Source organism: Amycolatopsis sp. NPDC047767, from assembly GCF_040704195.1.
Taxonomy (GTDB): Bacteria; Actinomycetota; Actinomycetes; order Mycobacteriales; family Pseudonocardiaceae; genus Amycolatopsis.
This window is the reverse complement of sequence record NZ_JBEYSJ010000040.1, coordinates 57326-77885: the sequence shown is the minus strand read 5'-3', so window position 1 is coordinate 77885 and position 20560 is coordinate 57326. Positions and strand designations below refer to the sequence as shown.

Annotated in this window: 25 protein-coding genes; 11 read left to right on the top strand and 14 right to left on the bottom strand. The window is 71.5% G+C overall.

The features are described 5' to 3' along the window. Positions 1 to 3 precede the first annotated feature (3 nt). Positions 4 to 282: a MoaD/ThiS family protein gene (locus AB0878_RS42560; RefSeq protein WP_220243760.1), complete on the bottom strand. Its 279-nt coding sequence runs from the start codon at positions 280 to 282 to the stop codon at positions 4 to 6. A 66-nt stretch (positions 283 to 348) separates the two neighbouring features. Continuing rightward, positions 349 to 756 carry a M67 family metallopeptidase gene (locus AB0878_RS42555; protein WP_366587650.1) on the bottom strand — a complete coding sequence of 136 codons (408 nt, stop codon included), beginning with the start codon at positions 754 to 756 and terminating at the stop codon, positions 349 to 351. 83 nt (positions 757 to 839) lie between these two features. Here AB0878_RS42555 and AB0878_RS42550 point away from each other — a divergent pair, with 83 nt between their 5' ends. Further along, complete coding sequence (locus AB0878_RS42550) at positions 840 to 1220, top strand: hypothetical protein (protein WP_366587647.1); 381 nt, start codon at positions 840 to 842, stop codon at positions 1218 to 1220. On the opposite strand, the gene AB0878_RS42545 is transcribed toward AB0878_RS42550, so the two are convergent. From AB0878_RS42545 to clpS, 3 genes are read right to left on the bottom strand one after another with little or no spacing between them, the layout of a single operon-like run. Next, on the bottom strand, positions 1217 to 2209 hold the full coding sequence (locus AB0878_RS42545) for a P1 family peptidase (protein ID WP_366587644.1): 993 nt from the start codon (positions 2207 to 2209) through the stop codon (positions 1217 to 1219). The two genes, AB0878_RS42550 and AB0878_RS42545, sit on opposite strands and share 4 nt — an antisense overlap. Beyond that, entirely contained in the window at positions 2206 to 2763 is a 558-nt protein-coding gene (locus AB0878_RS42540; RefSeq protein ID WP_285972895.1) for a DUF2017 domain-containing protein, read from the bottom strand. Before AB0878_RS42540 ends, AB0878_RS42545 begins: the two co-directional genes overlap by 4 nt. Next, positions 2760 to 3059 carry an ATP-dependent Clp protease adapter ClpS gene (clpS, locus tag AB0878_RS42535; protein ID WP_220243765.1) on the bottom strand — a complete coding sequence of 100 codons (300 nt, stop codon included), beginning with the start codon at positions 3057 to 3059 and terminating at the stop codon, positions 2760 to 2762. The genes AB0878_RS42540 and clpS overlap by 4 nt, the downstream gene beginning before the upstream one ends. 74 nt (positions 3060 to 3133) lie before the next feature. On the opposite strand from clpS, the gene AB0878_RS42530 reads away from it, so the two are divergent. Both AB0878_RS42530 and AB0878_RS42525 read left to right on the top strand, forming a co-directional pair. Then, positions 3134 to 4438: a nicotinate phosphoribosyltransferase gene (locus AB0878_RS42530; protein ID WP_366587642.1), complete on the top strand. Its 1305-nt coding sequence runs from the start codon at positions 3134 to 3136 to the stop codon at positions 4436 to 4438. A gap of 13 nt (positions 4439 to 4451) precedes the next feature. Further along, complete coding sequence (locus AB0878_RS42525; RefSeq protein WP_366587640.1) at positions 4452 to 5036, top strand: isochorismatase family protein; 585 nt, start codon at positions 4452 to 4454, stop codon at positions 5034 to 5036. A 40-nt stretch (positions 5037 to 5076) separates the two neighbouring features. Here the strand turns inward: AB0878_RS42525 and AB0878_RS42520 are convergent, their stop codons facing one another. Further along, positions 5077 to 5748 carry a hypothetical protein gene (locus tag AB0878_RS42520; protein ID WP_366587638.1) on the bottom strand — a complete coding sequence of 224 codons (672 nt, stop codon included), beginning with the start codon at positions 5746 to 5748 and terminating at the stop codon, positions 5077 to 5079. A gap of 178 nt (positions 5749 to 5926) precedes the next feature. Between AB0878_RS42520 and AB0878_RS42515 the strand changes: the two genes are divergently transcribed. The 3 genes from AB0878_RS42515 (at position 5927) to AB0878_RS42505 (ending at position 9040) form a co-directional block, all read left to right on the top strand. After that, positions 5927 to 6517 (top strand): biotin transporter BioY, encoded by a 591-nt coding sequence (locus tag AB0878_RS42515; RefSeq protein WP_366587636.1) that lies wholly within the window; start codon positions 5927 to 5929, stop codon positions 6515 to 6517. A gap of 80 nt (positions 6518 to 6597) precedes the next feature. Next, positions 6598 to 8649, top strand: a complete 2052-nt coding sequence (locus AB0878_RS42510; protein WP_366587633.1) for an ATP-dependent DNA helicase — start codon at positions 6598 to 6600, stop codon at positions 8647 to 8649. 58 nt (positions 8650 to 8707) lie between these two features. Then, the gene (locus AB0878_RS42505) at positions 8708 to 9040 is read left to right on the top strand and encodes a hypothetical protein (protein WP_285972889.1); all 333 of its coding nucleotides are present in this window, start codon (positions 8708 to 8710) and stop codon (positions 9038 to 9040) included. Positions 9041 to 9097: 57 nt separating this feature from the next. On the opposite strand, the gene AB0878_RS42500 is transcribed toward AB0878_RS42505, so the two are convergent. The 3 genes from AB0878_RS42500 to serB all read right to left on the bottom strand — a co-directional run bounded on the left by AB0878_RS42500 (position 9098) and on the right by serB (position 11571). Beyond that, entirely contained in the window at positions 9098 to 9502 is a 405-nt protein-coding gene (locus tag AB0878_RS42500; protein ID WP_366587631.1) for an OsmC family protein, read from the bottom strand. 78 nt (positions 9503 to 9580) lie between these two features. Further along, positions 9581 to 10345, bottom strand: coding sequence for a peptidyl-tRNA hydrolase (locus AB0878_RS42495; protein WP_366587628.1), 765 nt, complete (start codon positions 10343 to 10345; stop codon positions 9581 to 9583). Beyond that, positions 10342 to 11571 carry a phosphoserine phosphatase SerB gene (gene serB / locus AB0878_RS42490; RefSeq protein ID WP_366587626.1) on the bottom strand — a complete coding sequence of 410 codons (1230 nt, stop codon included), beginning with the start codon at positions 11569 to 11571 and terminating at the stop codon, positions 10342 to 10344. The genes AB0878_RS42495 and serB overlap by 4 nt, the downstream gene beginning before the upstream one ends. A gap of 274 nt (positions 11572 to 11845) precedes the next feature. Between serB and AB0878_RS42485 the strand changes: the two genes are divergently transcribed. Next, positions 11846 to 12229 (top strand): hypothetical protein, encoded by a 384-nt coding sequence (locus AB0878_RS42485; protein WP_366587624.1) that lies wholly within the window; start codon positions 11846 to 11848, stop codon positions 12227 to 12229. A gap of 81 nt (positions 12230 to 12310) precedes the next feature. Here the strand turns inward: AB0878_RS42485 and ctaD are convergent, their stop codons facing one another. Further along, positions 12311 to 14083 (bottom strand): cytochrome c oxidase subunit I, encoded by a 1773-nt coding sequence (gene ctaD / locus AB0878_RS42480; protein WP_360594725.1) that lies wholly within the window; start codon positions 14081 to 14083, stop codon positions 12311 to 12313. Between the two features lie 136 nt (positions 14084 to 14219). On the opposite strand from ctaD, the gene AB0878_RS42475 reads away from it, so the two are divergent. Beyond that, entirely contained in the window at positions 14220 to 15047 is an 828-nt protein-coding gene (locus AB0878_RS42475; protein WP_366587622.1) for an aminoglycoside phosphotransferase family protein, read from the top strand. Here the strand turns inward: AB0878_RS42475 and AB0878_RS42470 are convergent. After that, a complete protein-coding gene (locus AB0878_RS42470; protein WP_366587620.1) occupies positions 15044 to 15772 on the bottom strand; it encodes an alpha/beta hydrolase in 729 nt (242 codons plus the stop codon). The genes AB0878_RS42475 and AB0878_RS42470 overlap by 4 nt on opposite strands. Between AB0878_RS42470 and AB0878_RS42465 the strand changes: the two genes are divergently transcribed. Beyond that, on the top strand, positions 15771 to 16310 hold the full coding sequence (locus tag AB0878_RS42465) for a GNAT family N-acetyltransferase (protein ID WP_366587618.1): 540 nt from the start codon (positions 15771 to 15773) through the stop codon (positions 16308 to 16310). The genes AB0878_RS42470 and AB0878_RS42465 overlap by 2 nt on opposite strands. Before the next feature lie 402 nt (positions 16311 to 16712). Here the strand turns inward: AB0878_RS42465 and AB0878_RS42460 are convergent, their stop codons facing one another. Beyond that, on the bottom strand, positions 16713 to 17018 hold the full coding sequence (locus AB0878_RS42460) for a hypothetical protein (RefSeq protein ID WP_366587616.1): 306 nt from the start codon (positions 17016 to 17018) through the stop codon (positions 16713 to 16715). A 445-nt stretch (positions 17019 to 17463) separates the two neighbouring features. Further along, positions 17464 to 18585: a nucleotide pyrophosphatase/phosphodiesterase family protein gene (locus AB0878_RS42455; protein WP_366587614.1), complete on the bottom strand. Its 1122-nt coding sequence runs from the start codon at positions 18583 to 18585 to the stop codon at positions 17464 to 17466. A 44-nt stretch (positions 18586 to 18629) separates the two neighbouring features. On the opposite strand from AB0878_RS42455, the gene AB0878_RS42450 reads away from it, so the two are divergent. Then, complete coding sequence (locus tag AB0878_RS42450; protein ID WP_366587612.1) at positions 18630 to 18833, top strand: zinc ribbon domain-containing protein; 204 nt, start codon at positions 18630 to 18632, stop codon at positions 18831 to 18833. A gap of 3 nt (positions 18834 to 18836) precedes the next feature. Here AB0878_RS42450 and AB0878_RS42445 read toward each other — a convergent pair whose 3' ends face one another. Beyond that, a complete protein-coding gene (locus AB0878_RS42445) occupies positions 18837 to 19949 on the bottom strand; it encodes a PLP-dependent transferase (protein ID WP_366587610.1) in 1113 nt (370 codons plus the stop codon). Between the two features lie 60 nt (positions 19950 to 20009). Between AB0878_RS42445 and AB0878_RS42440 the strand changes: the two genes are divergently transcribed. Further along, positions 20010 to 20495: an Lrp/AsnC family transcriptional regulator gene (locus tag AB0878_RS42440; protein WP_366587608.1), complete on the top strand. Its 486-nt coding sequence runs from the start codon at positions 20010 to 20012 to the stop codon at positions 20493 to 20495. Positions 20496 to 20560: the final 65 nt, after the last annotated feature.

Genomic DNA, 20560 nt, shown 5'->3' with positions numbered 1-20560 from the left:
GGTTTAGCGCGCACCGCCGGCGACGGCGGGCAGGATGGTGAGCGTGTCGCCGTCCTTCACCTCGGCTGCGAGGCCACCGGCGAAGCGCACGTCCTCGTCGTTGACGTAGACGTTGATGAAGCGGTGCAGCTTCTCCTCCTTGACCAGGCGCGCCTTCAGCCCGGAGTGGCGCGACTCGACGTCGTCGATCACCTCGAGGACGGTCTTGCCCGCCGCCTCGACGGACTTCTCGCCGCCGGTGTGCGTGCGCAGGATGGTCGGGATGGAGACGGTCACGGCCATGGTTTTCTACCTCCGAAGTGGGTTCTGAGAAGCTGACGCGCGGGACGCAGCCCTTATTCCGGCAGCTCAGTCGACGATCTCGACCGGCTCCTCGGTGATCTCGGCGTCCACGATCCGGTACGAGCGGAACTCGTGCGAATCGGGGTCCTTCGTGGAGACGAGCACGTAGTGCGCGTCGGGTTCGGCGGCGATGTTCGCGTCGGTGCGCGACGGGTAGGCCTCCGTCGCGGTGTGCGAGTGGTAGATCACCACGGGCACCTCGTCGTTCGCGTCCATCTCGCGGTAGAGCTTGAGCAGGTCACCCGAGTCGAACTCGTAGAACGTCGGTGACCGCGCCGCGTTCAGCATCGGGATGAACCGTTCGGGGCTGTCGGAGCCCACGGGACCCGCGATCACCCCACACGCCTCGTCGGGGTGGTCACGGCGGGCGTGGGCGACGATCTCGTCGACGAATTCACGGCGGATCCGGAGCACACCCGACATCTTAGGTGGTGGACCCACCCTGTCCAGACTGTGAGACCTTCCGCTCAGGCACCTGGTCGGGGACAATTCCGGGCGTGCCTGTGCCGACGAAGGTCCGCGACCGCTGCCTGCCGTTCCTGCCCGACGGCGACCGGATCCAGTACGTGTTCGCCGGCAACTCGCTCTACCTCAACGGGATGGCGGCGCTCTACGGCTTCCTGGTGGTGGTCACCGACCGGCGCGTGGTCGTGCTCGCCTGCGGCCGCTTCCGGCGGCTGCGGCCGAAGGCGGTGTGGGAGGTCCTGCCGCGCTCGACCGAGCTGGGACCGGTGGAGGAGCACCCGTCGCTGGGTCCGACGATCTCGTTCGCGGACCTCGTGCTGGAGATCGACGAGGCCGACATCGTCGCGATCCGCGCGGCCGACCTCGAACGCGACGGCGCGTGGGCCCCGCAGGACCCGCTGCCGGACCTCTAACCCTCGAACGCCTCGGGCCACACGTCCCGGTACGCCGCCACCCCGCCGGCCGCGGTGGCTGTGAGCAGTCCGTGGACCATCGCGCGGGCGAACACCCGCGCGGCGGCCGAGCACAACGCGTCGAGCGCGGCGGCCCGCTGGCCGTCGGCGAACGTGCCGATGCCGGCGGGCAGCTCGTGCGCGCCCGTGGCCAGCGCGAAGACGGTGTCGCCGTCGAACATCGTGTGGGCCGGGCGCACGGCGCGGGCCAGGCCGTCCTGCGCGGCGACCGCGAGCCGGCGCGCCTCGGCCTTCGACAGCGCCGCGTCGCACGCGACCACGCCGATCGTGGTGTTCAAGTCCGTCCGCGCCGGCGGCACCTCACCCGGCCGCGAAGGCCAGCGGACACCGAACTCGCCCGCCACCTCGTGGTCCGCGGCGAACGCCCGCCCGGTCGCGAAGTCCACGGCCTCGCCCCCGGCGTTCACGGCCGCCAGCGCCCCGACGGTCACGCCGTCGACGACCTCGCTCGCCGAGCCGATGCCGCCCTTGAGCGACCCGACCACGGCCCCGGTGCCGGCGCCGACCGTGCCCGACGCGAACGTCTTCGACGCTGCTTCGCAAGCGGCGTAACCGAAAGCCGCGTCCGGCCGGTTGCCCCACTCGCTGCGGGGAAGATCGAACAGGACCGCGCCGGGCACGATCGGCACGACCTGGTGCGGCTCGGGCCCGACGGGGAAACCCAGGTTGCGCTCCGAAAGCCAGCGCATCACACCGTCGGCCGCGGCCAGCCCGTACGCGCTGCCGCCGGAGAGGCACACGGCGTTCACGCGCTGCACCAGGTTCTCCGGCTCCAGCAGGTTCGTCTCGCGCGTGCCGGGCGCGCCGCCGCGCTGGTCGACCGCGCCCGTCGCGCCGTCCGGCACGAGGACCACGGTGGTGCCGGTGGCCCAGCCGTCGCCGAGGCGGTGGTGGTGCCCGACGAGGACACCCGGAACGTCGGTGATCACGCGGTCAGCGCCTGGATCAGCGTCTCCTGCACCCAGGTCAGCCAGTGGTACACGCCCAGGTGCGGGGCGCGCGGGTCGTCGTCCGGCAGCTCGTCGGGCATGTCCTCGGTGACGTCCAGCGCCGTGCCCAGCGCGAGGCGCACGTCGTTGAGCGCGCCCAGCCACGCGTCGGCCTGCTCGACGTCCAGGTGCACGTCGCCGCCGTCGCGCGGCAGCGTGTCGAGCACGACCTTGGCCACGCCGACCTTCGTCTCCAGCAGCTCGGGCTCGTGCAGCGAGCGCATGGCCGCCGCGGAGTCGAGGTCCTCGCGGGAGGGGTTGTCGGGGTCGAGCTTGTGAAAATCGGGCAGCAGCCGCGAGAGCACCGGGTCGTCCGGCGACTCCGACGGGCCGGTGCGGATGCCGGTGAGCTCGGCCAGCTCGTCCTGCGGAGCCTCCTCGGCCCGCGCGCGCAGCATGTCCTCGAGCTGGCTGACCAGACCGCGCAGCACGGCAGCTTCCTGCTGCTCGAACCCCGCGAGGATCACGTCGCCCTTGCGCCGCCACGCCTTCACGAGGGCTGTTCCATCGTCGCCCACAGGCCGGCGGCGTGCAGCTTCGCCACGTCCGTCTCCACCTTCTCCTTGGACCCCGACGACACGATCGCCTTGCCCTTGTGGTGCACGTCGAGCATCAGTTTCGTGGCGTGGTCCCGGCTGTAGCCGAACAGCTTCTGGAACACATACGTCACGTACGACATCAGGTTGACCGGATCGTTCCACACGACGGTCCGCCAGGGCTTGTCCTCCTCGGCGACCTCTGCCCCGAGTGGATCAACCTGCGTCTGTTCGGATGCGACAGGCGTGGACATGCACCCCATGGTGTCACGGGGGTCACGGGGTACGCCGCGCCAGGTCCGGCCATGTGGGTGAATAGGCTGGCCCCATGGGTGCACCCGAGCCGGTCACCAGCGCCAGCACGGCGCTGCTCACCGACCACTACGAGCTGACCATGCTGGGCAGCGCGCTGGCCGACGGGACCGCCGAGCGGCCCTGCGTGTTCGAGGTCTTCGCGCGCCGGCTGCCCGACGGGCGGCGCTACGGCGTCGTCGCCGGAACCGCGCGCGTCCTCGACGCGATCGCCGACTTCCGGTTCACCGACGCCGAGCTGACCGTGCTGGAGCAGACGGCCGTGGTCGACGACGCCACGCTGTCGTGGCTGGCCGGCTACGAGTTCTCCGGCGACATCGAGGGCTACCCCGAGGGCGAGCTGTACTTCCCCGGCTCGCCGATCCTCACCGTGAGCGGCACGTTCGCCGAGGCCGTGGTGCTGGAGACGCTGGTGCTGTCGATCCTCAACCACGACAGCGCCATCGCGTCGGCCGCCGCCCGCATGGCCGGCGCGGCCCACGGGCGGCCGATCATCGAGATGGGCGGGCGGCGCACCCACGAGTACGCCGCCGTCGCCGCCGCGCGCGCCGCGTACATCGCCGGCTTCGCGACCACGTCGAACCTCGAGGCCGGACGCCGCTACGGCATTCCCACGCGCGGCACGGTCGCGCACGCCTTCATGCTGCTGCACGACAGCGAGGAGCAGGCGTTTCGCGCCCAGGTGGACAAGATGGGCCCGGACACGACGCTGCTCGTGGACACCTACGACATCACCGCCGGCATCGAGACCGCCGTGCGCGTGGCCGGCTCCGAGCTCGGCGCGATCCGCATCGACTCGGGCGACGTCGGCCCGCTCGCCCGCAAGGCGCGGGACCAGCTCGACTCCCTCGGCGCGAAGGACACGCGCATCGTCGTCTCGGGCGACCTCGACGAGCACGCCATCGCGGCGCTGCGCGCGGAGCCCGTGGACGCGTACGGCGTGGGCACCTCCGTGGTCACCGGCTCGGGCGCGCCGACCGCCGGCATGGTCTACAAGCTGGTGGAGGTCGACGGCCGGCCCGTCGCGAAACGCAGTGCCCACAAGGAATCCCGCGGCGGGCGCAAGCACTCGCTGCGGCGGCACCGCTCCACCGGCACGGCCGTGGAGGAGCTCGTGTGGACGGAGGCGTCGGGCCGGCCGAAGCCCGAGGAGCACGATCTCGACCTGCAGATCCCCCTGGTGCGCGGCGGCCGCGCGGTGGATGATCTGCCCACGCTGGACGACGCGCGCGCCCGGTTGCGGCGCGCCCAGGTCAGCCTGCCGTGGGAAGGGCTCAAGCTCTCGCACGGCGAGCCCGCGATACCGACGACGTTTCTGTAGAGGGAGCCGAGACATGGGAACCGCGCTGATCGTGGTGGACGTGCAGAACGACTTCTGCGAAGGCGGCTCGCTGGGCCTGCCCGGCGGCGCCGCCGCGGCGGAGGCCATCTCGCGCCACGCCGCCGAAGGGGGCTACGACCACGTGGTCGCCACGCGCGACCACCACGTCGACCCGGGTGACCACTTCAGCGACACGCCGAACTTCTCCACGAGCTGGCCGCGCCACTGCCTCGCGGGCACCGCGGGCGCGTCGTTCCACCCGTCGCTCGACGTCGTGCCGATCACGGCCGTGTTCTCGAAGGGCGAGTACACCGCGGCGTACTCCGGCTTCGAGGGCAAGTCGGGCGACGGCCGGTCGCTGGAAGAGTGGCTGCGCGCCCACGACGTGACCGACGTCGAGGTCGTCGGCATCGCCACGGACTTCTGCGTGCGCGCCACGGCGCTCGACGCCGCGCAGGCCGGCTTCGGCGTGAAGGTGCTGCTGGACCTCACCGTCGGCGGCTCGCAGCCGACGGTGGACGCGACGCTGGCCGACTTCGACAAGGCCGGGGTCACCTACACCGGCACCGCCGTGGTGCCGCCGCCCGCCGCGTCCTGACCGTCCTCAATAGACCATCCCAACGCGGCGTCGGGTGCGTTCAGGCCGGCGGCTGCGGCGCGCCGCCTTTGCCGAACGGGTTGCAGGCGGCAGTGCCGAGGTAGATGTCGCCGCCGGCCGGGCCGCCCTGAGGGAACAGCTGGATGTGCACGGCGTGCGTGACGAGGCTGCCGTCGGCGGGCTGCGGAGTCACGGTTTCGTTGATCGTGATCGCCGCCAGCGCCGTGCCTGCTTCGCCGCCGGGGATCAGCACGCGGTAGTTCGCGGGGATCGACGACGGCACGGTGAACCCGCCGACCTCGCCGATCGAGACCGTGCCGCTGCTGCCGTTCTTCGTGGTCGAGCAGCCCGCGGAGTACGTGCGCACGGTGATCGCCGGGCCGCCGAAGCGCTTGAGCACGTCGGCCTCGAACCGCTGGCCGCCCGCCGCCACGGTGGCCGTGGTGCCGTTGCGGCCGCACGTGGTGGCGCCGAGGCCGAACACCGCGACGTCGCCGGTGTCGCCGCCCGTGGTGCGCGCGGCGGTGGGACCATCGGCGTCGCAGCGGGCGAGGTCGCCGGTGACCACGTGCTGGTTGTCGACCAGCACGTCGACGCTGCCCGAGGAGCCCCAGCCCGTGGAGGTGGGGCCGTCGGCGAGCGCCGGGGCCGGTAGTCCCGCCGCGGCCGCGCCCAGCAGTGCCGTCGCCGTGACCAAGACCCGTCCGCGCATCACCCGTGCTCCCTTCGACCTGTGGTTGCATCCTCGGCAGCGAGGCACCCCCGCGAAACGTCACAACCCCTACACCACCCGGACGAGTGGTGTGGTGAGGAACGCAACTTGTCGGGGAAACCGGGGGTAACGAGCGTTAACCTCCTCGGACGTCCGTTTTCGATCGTGGGAGGTCTCCGTGTCGTCGCTGTCCCTCACCGGCCGCCGCCAGGTGCTGGCCGACCTTGTGCCCGGCGCCCTGGTGCGCGACCTGACGCTGGTCGCCGGCGGCGCCCTGCTCACCGGCGCGGCCGCGCAGCTGGTCATCCCCGTCCCGGGCAGCCCGGTGCCGATGACCGGCCAGACGTTCGCCGCGCTGCTCGTGGGCGCCTCGCTCGGCATGCGCCGCGGCGCCGCTTCGATGCTGCTGTACCTGCTCGTCGGCGCGGCCGGCGTGCCGTGGTTCCAGGGTGCGACGTCGGGGCTGTCCGGCGCTTCGGCCGGGTACGTCGTCGGGTTCGTGTTCGCCGGTGCGCTCGTGGGCTCGCTCGCCCGCCGCGGCGGTGACCGCACTCCGCTGCGCACCGTGGGGACCATGGTGCTCGGCAACGTCGTGATCTACGCGTTCGGCGTGCCGTGGCTGATGGCCGCCGCCGGCTTCGACTTCTCGACGGCGTTCGCCAAGGGCGTGGTGCCGTTCCTGATCGGTGACGCGCTGAAGATCGTGGTGGCGGCGGGGGTCCTGCCGCTCGCGTGGGCCGCGGTGGCTCGCGTGCGCAAGGAAGACTGAGCACCCGGCGTTCCGGCACGAGCGGCCCGTTCGTGCCGGAACGCCGATCCTGTCGGCCCCGGCGGCTATCGTGTATCGCTGTGCCCGCTCGAACTGATTTCCCCGGCGTCCTCGAACTCCTCACCCACGCTGTGGAGTCCGTGGGCGGAGCCGAGCGGCCGGGCCAGGTGAAGATGGCCGACGCCGTCGGCCACGCCATCCGCACCGGTGAACACCTCGCCGTGCAGGCAGGTACGGGAACCGGGAAGTCGCTGGCGTACCTGGTGCCCGCGATCCGCCACGCGGTGGAGAAGGAAGCCACCGTCGTCGTCTCCACGGCCACGATCGCGCTGCAGCGCCAGCTCGTGGACCGCGACCTGCCGCGCCTGGCGAAGGCGCTGAAGAAGCCGCTGGGCCGCGAACCGACCTTCGCGATCCTCAAGGGCCGCCGCAACTACCTGTGCCTGCACCGGCTCGACACGGGCGCGCCCGACGAGCCGGAGGACGCGCAGCTGTTCGACCCGTTCGCCGTTTCCCGGCTGGGCAAGGAGGTCACGCGGCTGCACGAGTGGTCTTCGGACACCGAGACCGGCGACCGCGACGAGCTCGTGCCCGGTGTTTCGGACCAGGCGTGGCGCCAGGTTTCCGTCACCGCCAGGGAATGCCTCGGCGCGGCGCGCTGCCCGATCGGCACCGACTGCTTCGCCGAACGCGCGCGGGCCGAGGCCGGGCGCGCGGACGTGGTCGTGACCAACCACGCACTGCTGGCGATCGACGCGTTGCAGGGCTACCAGGTGCTGCCCGACCACGACCTCGTGATCATCGACGAGGCCCACGACCTGGTCGACCGCGTCACGTCCGTCGCCACGGGCGAGCTGACCAGCGCCGTGGTCTCCGCCGCCGCGCGCCGCTGCGGGCGGCTGATCGACGCCGACATCGCCGACCGCCTGCTGGAAGCCGGCGACGGCCTCGCGCTGATCCTCGACGACCTCCCGGCCGGACGGCTGGATTCGCTGCCGCAGGCGCTGAAGGGCGCGATTCCCGCGGTGCGCGACGCCGCGAAGGCCTGCCTGACGGCGCTGGGTTCCGACCGCAAGGAAGACGTCGACGGGGCCACCGCACGCAAGCTGGCGCGCTCGCTGCTCGAAGAGGTGCACGACACCGCCGCACGCCTGCTCGACGCCTACGACGAGGATCTGGCCCACCAGCGCGACGTCGTGTGGCTCACGGGCGACCGCTACTCGGCCAACCCGCGACCGCCGGCGCTGAAGGTGGCGCCGCTGGGCGTCGCGGGCCTGCTGCGCGAGCGCGTGTTCAACCTCAACACCACCGTGCTCACCTCGGCGACGCTGACGCTGGGCGGCGAGTTCGACACCATGGCGCGCCAGTGGGGCCTGCCGCCGGGCGGCGCGCGCGTCACCAAGGCGCCCGGTGCGGCCACGGACAAGGAAGCGCCGGCCGACGAGGACAAGGGACCGAAGTGGACGGGCCTCGACGTCGGCTCGCCCTTCGACCACCGGCGCAACGGGATCCTCTACCTGGCCAAGCACCTGCCGCCGCCGGGCCGCGACGGGCTGGCGGAGTCCACAATGGACGAACTCGCCGGATTGGTCGAGGCCGCGGGCGGCCGTACGCTGGGGCTGTTCTCGTCGATGCGCGCGGCCAAGCAGGCCGCGGAGGCGATGCGCGAGCGGCTCGACTACCCGATCCTGTGCCAGGGCGACGACTCGATGCCCACGCTGGTACGCCAGTTCACCGACGAGCCGCGCACGTGCTTGTTCGGCACGCTCACGCTGTGGCAGGGCGTCGACGTGCCGGGGCCGTCGCTGCAGCTCGTGGTGGTGGACCGGATCCCGTTCCCGCGCCCCGACGACCCGGTGCTGTCGGCCCGCCAGCGGGCCGTGGAAGCCCGTGGTGGCAACGGGTTCCTCACCGTCGCGGCCACCCACGCGGCACTGCTGCTCGCCCAGGGCACGGGCCGGCTGCACCGGTCGATCTCCGACCGCGGCGTGGTCGCCGTGCTGGACTCCCGCCTGGCCACCGCACGGTACGGCGGATTCCTGCGCTCGTCGCTGCCGCCCTTCTGGCCCACCACGGATCCGCAGGTCGCACGCGACGCGCTCAAGCGGCTCGACGCGGCGGCGCCCGCGTGACGGCGCGCACAACCCGGGCGGGTACGGTGAAGAGAACGAACACGACAGGGAGCACCGGTTGACCCAGGATTCGTCCAGCGCACGATCCCGGACCGTCAGTGTCGACGACACCGGGGTGCGGCGCCGCCTCGCCGATGGCAGCGAAGAGGCCGTCCAGTGGGCGGAGCTCTCGTCCGTGATGGTCAGAGTGATCCCGGACGGCCCGTGGAACGAGGACGTGTTCTTCATGCTCGTCGGCCACGACGGCAAGGGCACGGCCGTCCCGAGTGGAGACCCGGCCGCCGACGCCCTCATCGAGCGCCTGCAGTCGCTGCCGGGATTCGACAACGAGAAGTTCATCGAGGCCATGACCACCGACGCCGACCAGGCGTACGTGGTCTGGCAGAGCTGACTTTCCGCGCACAGAGCAGAGCCGAGGCCCCCGCGTGGGGCCTCGGCTCTTGCTGCGTCAGGCCGTCGGGAAGGACTCCGTGACGGGGATGGCCTTCTTGAGCGTCCGGCTCACGGTGCACAGGCGGTCGATCGCGCGATCCACGGCCGCGGCGAGGTCCTCGCGCTGCTGAGCGTCGAGCGAAGACACGTCGACGTCGAAGGTCACGTGCACACCGTCCAGCTCCGAAGCGCCTTCGCGGCGGTCGGCAGTGACGCCGACGCGGAACTTCGAGTCCTCGCCGACGCGGCGGGTGATCAGGTTCTCCGCGGTCACGGCGGAGCAGCCCGCTGTCGCGATCTGCAGCAGCTCGGACGGCGAGAACGCACCTTCCGCGCCTGTGCGCCCGATTCGCACCTCCGCGCCGCGCTCGTTGCGTCCCACGAACTGGTGCTCGCCTTCGCGCTGCACTTCCAGGGTCATCGCCCGCTCCTCCCGATGTCGTCTACTGAGCAAAACCGCAAGCGGCACACCGGTGTTCCGCGCCGAGACGCACCACACTCACGCCGGATATTGGGCCAGTACCGTGATCGTGCCGGGATCGACCTCGGTGAAGCCCGCGTCCCGGACGGCGATCACGCGGTCCTCGCGCCAGCCGGCCTCGGGGTCGTCCACCGGGCAGAGTTCCTTCCACCGCGCGGGCGACGGCGTGCGCACGGCCACGCGGTAGTCCTGCGCCGCCCACGCCGCCAGCTCGGCGTCCGACAGCAGCGAGGCCAGGATCATCGTGCCGTGCCCGACCTGCGCGGAGGCCTTGCCGACGGTCATCGGCACCTCGGGGTTGAGCAGCAGCAGCGGCACGCCCTCGGGCGCCGGGCCCGGGGTGTCGGGCGGCAGCTCGCTGCCGGAGATCTGCAGGCGCGAGACCTCTTTCGGTGTCTCGCTGACCAGCCCGGGCACGAGCGCCCTGGCTTCGGCGCCGTCGACCTCGACGGTGATGCCCGGCAGGTCCAGCACGGCCTGCCAGTGCGTGCCCCGGGCCCGCCGCGCGACCTTGCGGATGCGGTTGTCCAGCCACGCGTGCATCGGCTCGGCCCATTCGCCGCCGGGCTCGGAGCGTTCGTCGAGGCACACGGCCACCGCCGCGGCGGCCGCCGCTTCGAGCAGGGGCGTGCGGCCGGGCGGCTCGGCGCGTTCGATGCGCAGGATGACCGGCATCGCGCGCACCTGCGCCGGGTCTTCGTCCGAGGTGTCGGACGTGTCCTGGGCGGGCAGCCCCAGCCAGTAGGCGTAGCGGCTGCCCAGCGGCTCCAGCACGTGGCTCACGGCCTGACCAGCTCCAGTCCGTCGGCGGCGTCGGCCGCCTCGACCTCGGCGCGCGTGACGCCCAGGACGAACAGCACGGCGTCGAGGTAGGGGTGCGAAAGCGCGGTGTCCGCGACCTCGCGCAGGGCGGGCTTCGCGTTGAACGCCACGCCCATGCCTGCGGCCGAGAGCATGTCGATGTCGTTGGCCCCGTCGCCGACGGCAACGCACTGGCCCAGCGGGATGCCGTAGTCGTCGGCGAAGCGGCGAAGTGCCGTCGCCTTGCCGGCGCGGTCCACGACCTCGCCGACGACCCGGCCGGTGAGCTTGCCGTCGACGATCTCCAGCTCGTTGGCCGCCGCGAAGTCGAGACCGAGCTCGTCCACGAGGTGGTCGATGACCTGCGTGAACCCGCCCGAGACGACGCCGCAGCGGAAGCCCATGCGCTTGAGCGTGCGCACGGTCGTGCGCGCACCCGGCGTGAGTTCGATCGAGGCCGCGACCTCGTCGAGCACCGTCGCGGGTAGCCCGGCCAGCAGCGAGACGCGCCGTTCGAGCGATTCGGTGAAGTTCAGCTCGCCGCGCATCGCGGCCTCGGTGATCTCGCGGACCTGCGGCTCGACGCCGGCGTGCGCGCCGAGCATCTCGATGACCTCGCCCTGCACCAGCGTGGAGTCGACGTCGAACACCACCAGCCGCTTCGCGCGCCGGCTGATGCCCGCGCGCTCCACCGCGACGTCCACGTTGGCGGTCGACGCGGCGTCGGCCAGCACCGACCGCAGCTCGGCGTCGGCGGCCTCGGTGTCCTCGCGGACCGAGACGTAGAGCTCAAGCCCGGTCACCGGGTAGTCGGCGACGCTGCGGATCGAGTCGATGTTCGCGCCGAGCGCGGCCAGCCGCGCCGCCACCTCGGAGAACGACCGCGCCGTCACCGGACGGCCCAGCATCACCAGCACGTGCGACGAGTCCTGCTTGCCGAGGGCGAACGGGTCGGCGCCGATGGCGTCGCCGATCTTCACCTCCACCTGCATGCCGACGGTCGCCATCGCCTGCTCCACGGACTCCTGCAGGCCCTCCGGGTCGCGGTAGACGCCGGCGAGGACCCCCAGCACGAGCTGTCCGCGGATCACGACCTGCTCGACGTCGAGCACGTCGACGTCGTGGCGGGTGAGCACGGCGAACAGCACGGAGGACACACCGGGCTTGTCGGGACCGGTCGTGGTGATCAGGACGGGCGTCTGGGTCACTGGGCTCTATCCCTCGTTCGGCGCTGTGCGAGCACGATCAGTCTGGCCCGGAAGTCCGGGCGCAAAAAGGGCGCGTGCCCGGCTTCACACAACCAGGCCCGAACGAGGGACGTGGGTTCCGCCGGTGTGGAGGACCTGTCCGCTTCACCGAGGCCGAAGACCGAAATTGCATTGGACCCCGAGCGTAGAGTCCGATTCGTGTACCGATCCCCGGGTTGCCGGGATTGAGTGGAAACCAGTCCTGAGCAGGTGCTGTGGCGCATGGCTGGGCGTCATGCCGGAGGGAACGCTCGGCATCGGCACGGCGGACGAAGCCAGGGCCACGCTGGAGAGGTCTGGCTACGTGGCGATGTGGCCGTTCCTGGAGACGAGTCTCGAGGCATGTCTCGACGAATTTTCGCGCTCCTGGCACCTTCTGGGCGGGCATGGAGTCTCCAGTCCGCAGCGGTTGGTCGAGCTGACTGTGGCCTCCGCGTGCAAGCGCCGTCGGCCGTATTGGATGGCGCTGGCCGTGGCTTGGTTGGTCCGGATGGCGTCGCTGCCGCACTTCGACGCCCGCCTTGTCTCCGACCTGCTGAAACTGGCGGCGGAGACGGAGGTGCTCCCCGCTGCGCTGCGCGATCAGGCCCGCGCGGCGTTGGCTGGGGCCGGCGAGTAGCTCGACCCCATGACCAGCAAAAAAGGGCGCGTGCCCGGCTTCAGACGAGCCGGGCACGCACCCCTGGTGGTCGAACGGGCTTTACTGCTCGCCCGAGTTGTCGTTGCTGTGGTCGCCCGGCATGGTCGCGTCGACCAGTTTCTGCGACGGCGCGGCCTGGTGGCGCGGCTTGCCGAAGAAGCCGATCTCACCTTCGGCGTGCATGCGCTCCACCATGTGCGGGTAGTGCAGCTCGAACGCGGGGCGCTCGGACCGGATCCGCGGCAGCTCGGTGAAGTTGTGCCGCGGCGGCGGGCACGACGTGGCCCATTCGAGGGAGTTGCCGTAGCCCCACGGGTCGTCGACCGTGACGATCTCGCCGTAGCGGTAGCTCTTGAACACGTTCCAGATGAACGGCAGCGTGGACGCGCCCAGGATGTACGCGCCGATCGTGGAGATCGTGTTCAGTGTGGTGAACCCGTCGCTGGCCAGGTAGTCGGCGTAGCGGCGCGGCATGCCTTCGGCGCCGAGCCAGTGCTGGACCAGGAACGTGCCGTGGAAGCCGATGAACGTGGTCCAGAAGTGCCACTTGCCGAGCTTCTCGTCCATCATCCGGCCCGTGATCTTCGGGAACCAGAAGTAGATGCCGGCGAAGGTCGCGAACACGATCGTGCCGTAGAGGACGTAGTGGAAGTGCGCCACCACGAAGTAGCTGTCCGACACGTGGAAGTCGATGGCCGGCGCGGCCAGCAGGATGCCGGTCAGACCGCCGAAGAGGAACGTGACGATGAAACCCATCGAGAAGATCATCGGCGTCTCGAAGGACAGCTGACCCTTCCACATCGTGCCGATCCAGTTGAAGAACTTCACGCCGGTCGGAACCGCGATCAGGAACGTCATGAAGGAGAAGAACGGCAGCAGCACGGCACCGGTGGCGTACATGTGGTGCGCCCACACCGCCACGGACAGGGCCGCGATCGCCAGCGTCGCGAAGACCAGACCCTTGTAACCGAACACCGGCTTGCGGCTGAAGACCGGGAAGATCTCCGACACGATCCCGAAGAACGGTAGGGCGACGATGTACACCTCTGGGTGACCGAAGAACCAGAACAGGTGTTGCCAGAGGATCACCCCGCCGTTGGCCGGGTCGAAGACGTGTGCCCCGAGGTGCCGGTCCGCCAGCAGGCCGAACAGGGCCGCGGTCAGGATCGGGAACGCGAGCAGGATCAGGATGCTCGTGACCAGGATGTTCCAGGTGAAGATCGGCATCCGGTACATCGTCATGCCCGGCGCGCGAAGGCAGACCACGGTGGTGACCATGTTGACCGCACCGAGGATCGTGCCCAGACCGGAGACGATCAGGCCCGAGATCCAGAGGTCGGCGCCGACGCCCGGCGAGTGGATCGCGTCCGACAGCGGGGTGTAGGCGAACCAGCCGAAGTCGGCGGCGCCACCCGGCGTCAGGAATCCGGAAAGGACGATCAGCCCACCGAAGAGGTAGAGCCAGTACGAGAACGCGTTGAGCCGCGGGAACGCGACGTCGGGCGAACCGATCTGCAGCGGCAGCACGAAGTTGGCGAACCCGAAGAGGATCGGGGTCGCGTACAGCAGCAGCATCACCGTGCCGTGCATGGTGAACAGCTGGTTGTACTGCTCCTGCGACAGGAACTGCTGGCCCGGGCGGGCCAGCTCCGTGCGGATCAGCATGGCCATCGCTCCGCCCGCCATGAAGAAGGCGAACGAGGTGACCAGGTACATGATGCCGATCTGCTTGTGGTCCGTCGTGCGGAACAACCGCAGCAGGTACGAACCCTTAACCGTCTCGCGCGCGGGGTATGGGCGCGTTGCGATCGGCTTGGGGGCTACGGCCGTCACTCCTGCCTCCAACACTGAAACCTTGTGGTGGTCATCGTCCGGGTCGCCGGGGGTCGGGACAGGCCCGATCCGACGGCTAGAGGGATCGTAGCCCTCGCTACCCACCGTCGCTCGCACCGGCTGGTTAGATCACCGCATGGCCGACCCGTACACGGCTTCCGCGCTCGACGCGGCCCTCTCGGTGGCCCCCCGCCTCGGCCTCGCGACGGGGTCGGCCGAGGTCCTCCACGAACGCTCGAACGTGCTGGTGAGACTGGGTTCCTTCGTCGCGCGGGTGCCTGGGACGACCCGCCTGCTGCGGCCCGACGCGACGGCCTGGCTCGAGCGCGACGTCGCCGTTTCCCGGCACCTCACGCAGAGTGGTGTGCTCGTCGTCTCACCCACCACGGATCCCCCGGCCGGGCCCCATTTCGCGAACGGGCTGCCGGTGACGCTCTGGCACTGGACGCCGCACGATCCGGACCATCGGCACACGCCGGGCGAAGTCGCGAGTTCACTCGCGACCGTCCACGCGGCACTGCTTGCCTATCCGGGTGAACTTCCCGTGCGCGGGCCCGTCGACGAGCTGCTGGGCGCGCTCGACCGGCACGGGGCCACGATGGACGGTGCCGCTCCTTCGTTGCGCGCGGAGGTCTTGCGGCTCGCGGCCGCGCTGCCGGAGGACCGGATCCAGGCCCTGCACGGCGATGCGCACCCGGGCAACGTCATCGCGACCGCGGAAGGCCCGTGCTGGCTGGATTTCGAGGACACCTGGCGCGGACCGCTCGCCTGGGACCTCGCGATCCTGGCGAAACAGGGCGGACCCGATTTTCTGGCGGCGTATCCGGACGTGGTGGATTCGGCTTCGGTCGAGGCGTGCCTGCGGTTGCGTGAGCTGTTCGTGGTGGTGTGGCGGTATTTGCTCGCGCTGCGCTGGCCCGCGCGGCTGGGCGAGGCGCGGGCGGCGCTGGCGGACTACTTCTAGGCCAGCCACCCGAGGATCGCTTCGACGACGCCCGCCGGGTCTTCGAGCGGCGTGAGGTGCCCGGCGCCGGGCAGGACGACGAGCGTGGCCTCGTCGAGGGCGTCGACCATCTTGCCGGCCTCCTCGACGGGGGTGAGCTTGTCCTCCGCGCCGACGATGACCAGTGCGGGCACGTCGGACTTGCGCAGCACGTCGAGCGAATCGGGCCGGTTGCGCATGGCGCGCGCCGCCCAGGCGACCCCGGCGGGCGGCTGGGCGTCGATGAGCTCGCGCACGCGTTCGGCGGGTTCCTGGTTGTGCAGGAGGTTCGGGAGGTTCGCCTCGGCCAGCCAGCCCTGGACGCCCTCGGCCTCGGCGCGTTCGGCCACCTTGAGGCGGTTCTGGGCCGCTTCGGGCGTGTCGGCGGTGGCCTTGGTGTCGATGAGCACGAGCCCGGCAACGCGTTCGGGGGCTGCTTTCAGGACGGCGAGGGCGAGGTAGCCGCCCATGGAACAGCCGCCCAGCACCACTTCGTCGATCTCCAGCCGGTCGAGCAGCGCGACGACGTCCCGCGCGGCGTCGTCGAGGCTCGGCTCGCGGTCCGTCTCCGGCAGCGGGCTGCGGCCCAGGCCGCGCTGGTCCGGCGTGATCAGCCGCAGGCGCTCGGCCAGGGGCGCGCGGACGGGGTCCCACATGCGGGCGTCGAGGGGGAAGGCATGCAGCAGGAGGAGCGGCAGTTCGGTCATGGGGGCGATTCTGTCGGACCCCGCCGCTAGCGTGCGGGGTGTGCTGAGGGAGATCGTGACTTCGCGGCTGGTGCTGCACCCGTTCACCGAGGAGGACCGCGCCGCCGTCGTCGCCATCCAGACCGACCCGGCGACGAACCGCTTCAACCCCGACCCACCCGGCACCCCGGCCGGCGACCTGCTGTTCGACTCGTGGCTCGCCCACTGGGCCGAGCACGGTTTCGGCTACTGCGCCGTCCGGTCGCACGGCAGCCCCGAGGTGCTCGGCCTGACGGGCGTGCGCCTGCGTCTGTTCCGCGGCGAACGGGTGCTGAACCTGGCCTACCGCTTCGCCCCCTCGGCGTGGGGCCGGGGGTACGCCGCGGAGGCCGCGGGCGCCGCCGTGGAGTGGGCCGAGCGGGAACTGCCGTCGCTGCCGGTGCTGATCAGCGTGAACGCGACGAACGCACCGTCACTCCGGGTGGTGGACCGGCTGGGATTCACGCGGTTCGAGGAGGAGGTGTACGAGGGGGCGGTTTCGCGACATTTCCGCCGCTGAGCTTGGGGCGGCGCGCCGATTCGCGCTCTGCGGGCGGGGTGCGGGCACCGGCGCTCGGCCGATTCAGCGCTGGCTTGGCCCACGGCTCGCATCAGGCTCGCCCGCTCCGGCCTTTGTCGATGCCGATACGAATTCGTGGGTGCGGCTTGGCACATGCCGGGGAACAGCTCACCCGCCAGCTGGCCGCAGCCCTCGCGAGCTGTCAGCGGCGATTCGTCGACACCTGTCGAAGCAAGTCACGCAGGCTGATTTCCTCTGCCACCGCCTCTCGCGCGCCAACGCACCCGCCCGCGCCACCAGGAGCAGTTCGGCCGCACACGTCGCAGCAGGTCAGGCAGGCGGGTTTCCCTTGGCGGCGTGAGAGCACAGCGCACCCACCTTCGGCCGCGTCCCGTCCTCGGGCTACCAGCGGCGGTTCGGGCGGCGGCGGGTGCGGGCGTCCCAGCAGGGGCGGTGCCAGTGGCGGCGGTCGGCGACAGAACCGGTTTCGTCGGCGGGCCAGACGACCACGTGGGGCGTGCCGGGGCGGATCTCGTGATCGCAGCCGGGGCAGCGGTAGGTCTTGGTCGCGTGGGAGCCGGGGACGGTGCGCACCAGCCAGTCACCGTCGGGGCCGGACTCGGAGTGTGCCCAGCCGCTGGCTGCGCCGAGGTCGGGCTGCTCGGCACGACCGTGCCGGTCTCGGCCGGGGCGATTGTGTCGGGGCACGGGAAACACGTTAACCGGAGGGATCGGTGGGCCGCAGAGAGTGGTCCGCCTTGCCGCTGTGGCACGGGTCGCAACCAAGCGGCGACTCGATGCGATCCGCACCCGCCGGGTCTGGTCGCTGCGGGTCAGATCCGTTCGATCTCACCGGCTTGGCATGTGCCGGTCGAACGGCGCTCGCCGAACTCGGCCACCGACCGAGGCTGGATTCGATCCGCGCGACAAGCGAATTGCCGGCCGGGCCGGCAAGAGAAGCTGGGTCCGATCCACATCGCCGGATTCCCCGATCGAGGTCCGGCGGCGAGCTTCGGCGCTCGGGTCAGGTTGCAGGACCGGGTCGGTTCAGGATTGCGCCGCCGGCGGAAACCCGGACCGTGCCGGCTCAGCCGCGCACGGACCACGGCCACCAGCCGATCGCCCGGCCCGCGCGCGAAGGCTGCGAACCGGGTCAGCCCTGTGCGAGGGCCAGCGGCACCAGTTGCTCGGCTTCCGTCAGCGAGCCGTGCTGGCCGATGAGCGACGTCTCGACCGCTTCGGCCAGGCCGCGGACCATGCCGAACGTGCCCTGGGCCGCGGCGACGACGTCGCCGATGCGGGGGCGCACGCGGTCGCTCACGGTGCCGAACCAGCCGGCGGCGATGGCCTCGTCGCGGGGCAGCACCCAGGCGCGCGGGCCGAGGACGGACTGCCAGGCGGCCAGGACGTCGGCGGCCGCGCCCGGCTCGGTGTAGACGTGGCGGGCGCGGACCTCGCCGCCGAAGGCGCGGACGCCCGCGAGCAGCGACGGGGTGTCCTCGAGGTCGAGTTTGTCGTCCACGGTCACCATGCCGTGGTCGGCGACGACCGCCAGCAGCGCGCCCGCGGGGAGGCCGTCCACAATGGACTCCACGAGTCGGTCGACCTGCCGCAGCTGCATGCGCCAGGCGGTGGAGCCGGGGCCGTAGAGGTGGCCGAGCAGGTCGAGTTCGCTGTGGTAGGCGTAGCAGAACGACCGCGACGCGAGCACCTCCAGCGTCCGCGCGGCGAGGTCGCCGAGGGCGTGGACGCCGGCGTAGCGCGCGCCGCTCTGGGTGGCGCGGGTGAGGGCGGTGTCGGAGAACTGGGCCGACGACACGACGGCGGCGTCGAGGCCGGCGGCGACGGCGCGTTCGAAGGTCGTCGGCAAGGGCTGCACCGAGCGGGGAGGGAGGGCGCCGCGCAGGTCGCTGCCGTCATCGTGGGAGCGCCAGCGCAGGGCGTTGAGCACGCCCGCGCCCGGCACCTCGAACGTGTACCCGACCATCCCGTGCTCCCCCGACGCCAGGCCGGTGCCGATCGCGGCGACGCCGGCCGCCGTGGTCGACGGGAAGCCGACGCGCAGCGGGCTCTTCGCGAGCTCCGTGAGCACCGGCGCGTCGGCCGCGTGCTCGGCGAGGAGCTGCCAGCCGAGACCATCGATGAGCAGCACGCACGCGCTGCGCGCCTCCGGCAGCGCCAGCGAACCCGTCTCGCCCGGCACGCCGAGCGCGCCCAGCACCGCGGGGACGACCTGTCCGAGGTGCGGGAGGTCCGTGATCTGGGGAACGTCCACGAAGACAGCTTCCCACCCGCTCGCGCGGCAGCGATAATCGACGCATGCCCACTTACGCCTACCGTTGCCGCGACTGCACCGACACGTTCGAGCTGCAACGGCCGATGAGCGAGTCCGGCGCGCCGGCGCCGTGTCCCGAGGGGCACACCGACACCGTGAAGCTGCTGACCACCGTCGCGCTCACCGGCGCTGCCGCGAGCCCCGCGCTGTCGGGTGGCTGCTGCGGCGGCGGGTGCTGCGGCGGCTGACGGTCAGCAGGCCTTCAGCGCCTGGTCGAGGTCGTGCCACAGGTCCTCGACGTCCTCGAGCCCGGCCGAAAGCCGGATCAGCCCGTGGGTGATGCCGTTCTCCTCGCGGTCGGTCTCGGCGACGACCCGGTGCGTGAGCGAAGCCGGGTGCTCGATGAGCGTGTCGACGCTGCCGAGGCTCACCGCCGGCGTGATCAGCCGGACGGCGGCGATCAGCGCGTGCGGATCGCCCGCCACCTCGAACGCGACGAGCGGGCCACCCAGCTTCGGGTAGTGCACGGCGGTCACCGCTTCGTGCTGCGCGAGCCGCTCGGCCAGCACGGCCGCGGTCGCCGACGCGGCGGTGACGCGCAACGGGAGCGTCGAAAGCCCGCGCAGCAACAGGTATCCCGCCAGCGGGTGCAGCACGGCGCCCGTCGCGAAGCGGATTCCGCGCAGCCGCGCGGCTTCCTCCGCGTCGCACGCGACGACGCCGCCCATCACGTCGCCGTGGCCGCCGAGGAACTTCGTCGCGCTGTGCAGGACGAGGCGTGCGCCGTGGCGGCCAGGGCGTTGCAAGACCGGCGTGGCGAAGGTGTTGTCGACGAGCACGGGCACGTCGCCGCACGCGTCGACGAGGGCTTTGATGTCGAGCTCGGTGAGTGTCGGGTTGGCGGGCGTTTCGACGAAGACGAGGCCGGTATCGGGCCTCAGCGCCGCCGCCACCTCGCCGGGTACCGCCCACGTGACCTCGGTGCCGAGCAGCCCGGACGTCAGCAGGTGGTCGGTCGACCCGTACAGCGGCCGGACGCCGACGACGTGCCGCTTTCCTTGCGCCGCGGCGGAAAGCAGGCACGCGGACACCGCCGCCATCCCGCTCGCGAACGCCACCGCGTGCTCGAACCCCTCCAGCTCGGCCAGCGCGCGCTCGAACCGCTCGACGGTCGGGTTGCCGACGCGGCCGTAGATGCCGGAAACCTCACCGCCGGCCGAGAACTCGTCGATCCGCCGGGCTTCGGCCGCGCTGTCGCGGGACGGGTACGTCGTCGAGAAGTCGAGGGGTACGGCGTGCAGGCCCAGGTCGGTCAGGTCGTCGCGGCCGGCGTGGACGGCTCGGGTGCGCAGCGCGTTCGTCATGGCCCGAAGGTTCGGTCATCGTGCGGATTCGGCGCAATGGTTTCGGATATCATTCGCGCCATGGCTGGATCCGTCGAACTGAGCGCGGTGGACCTCGAGATTCTGCGGGTGCTGCAGAACGATGCCCGGACGTCGAACAAGGACCTCGCCGCCGCCGTCGGCATCGCACCGTCCACCTGCCTGGACCGCGTGGCACGCCTGCGCGAGACGGGCGTGATCACGGGCCAGCACGCGCAGGTCGACGCCGCGAAACTCGGGCGGCCGCTGGAGGCGTTCCTGTTCGTGCAGGTCCGCCCCCACCGGCGCCAGCTGGTGGACCCCTTCGTCGCCGACCTGCTCGCCCTGCCCGAGGTGCGCGCCGTCTACCACCTCACCGGCCCGGACGACTTCCTGGCCCACGTGGCCACCAGCTCCGCCGCCGAACTCCAGCGGCTGGTACTGGACGAACTCACGGCCCGCGACGAGGTCGCGCGCGTGCACACGAACCTGGTGTTCCAGCACTGGAGTGGGGGGCCGTTGTTGCCACCTGCTCCGTCCGCGTCTTGACGGGGTTGGCGCGAATCGCTGTCCCGGCAACTCCGGAGAACAGCGCGAATACCGACCGCGACGAT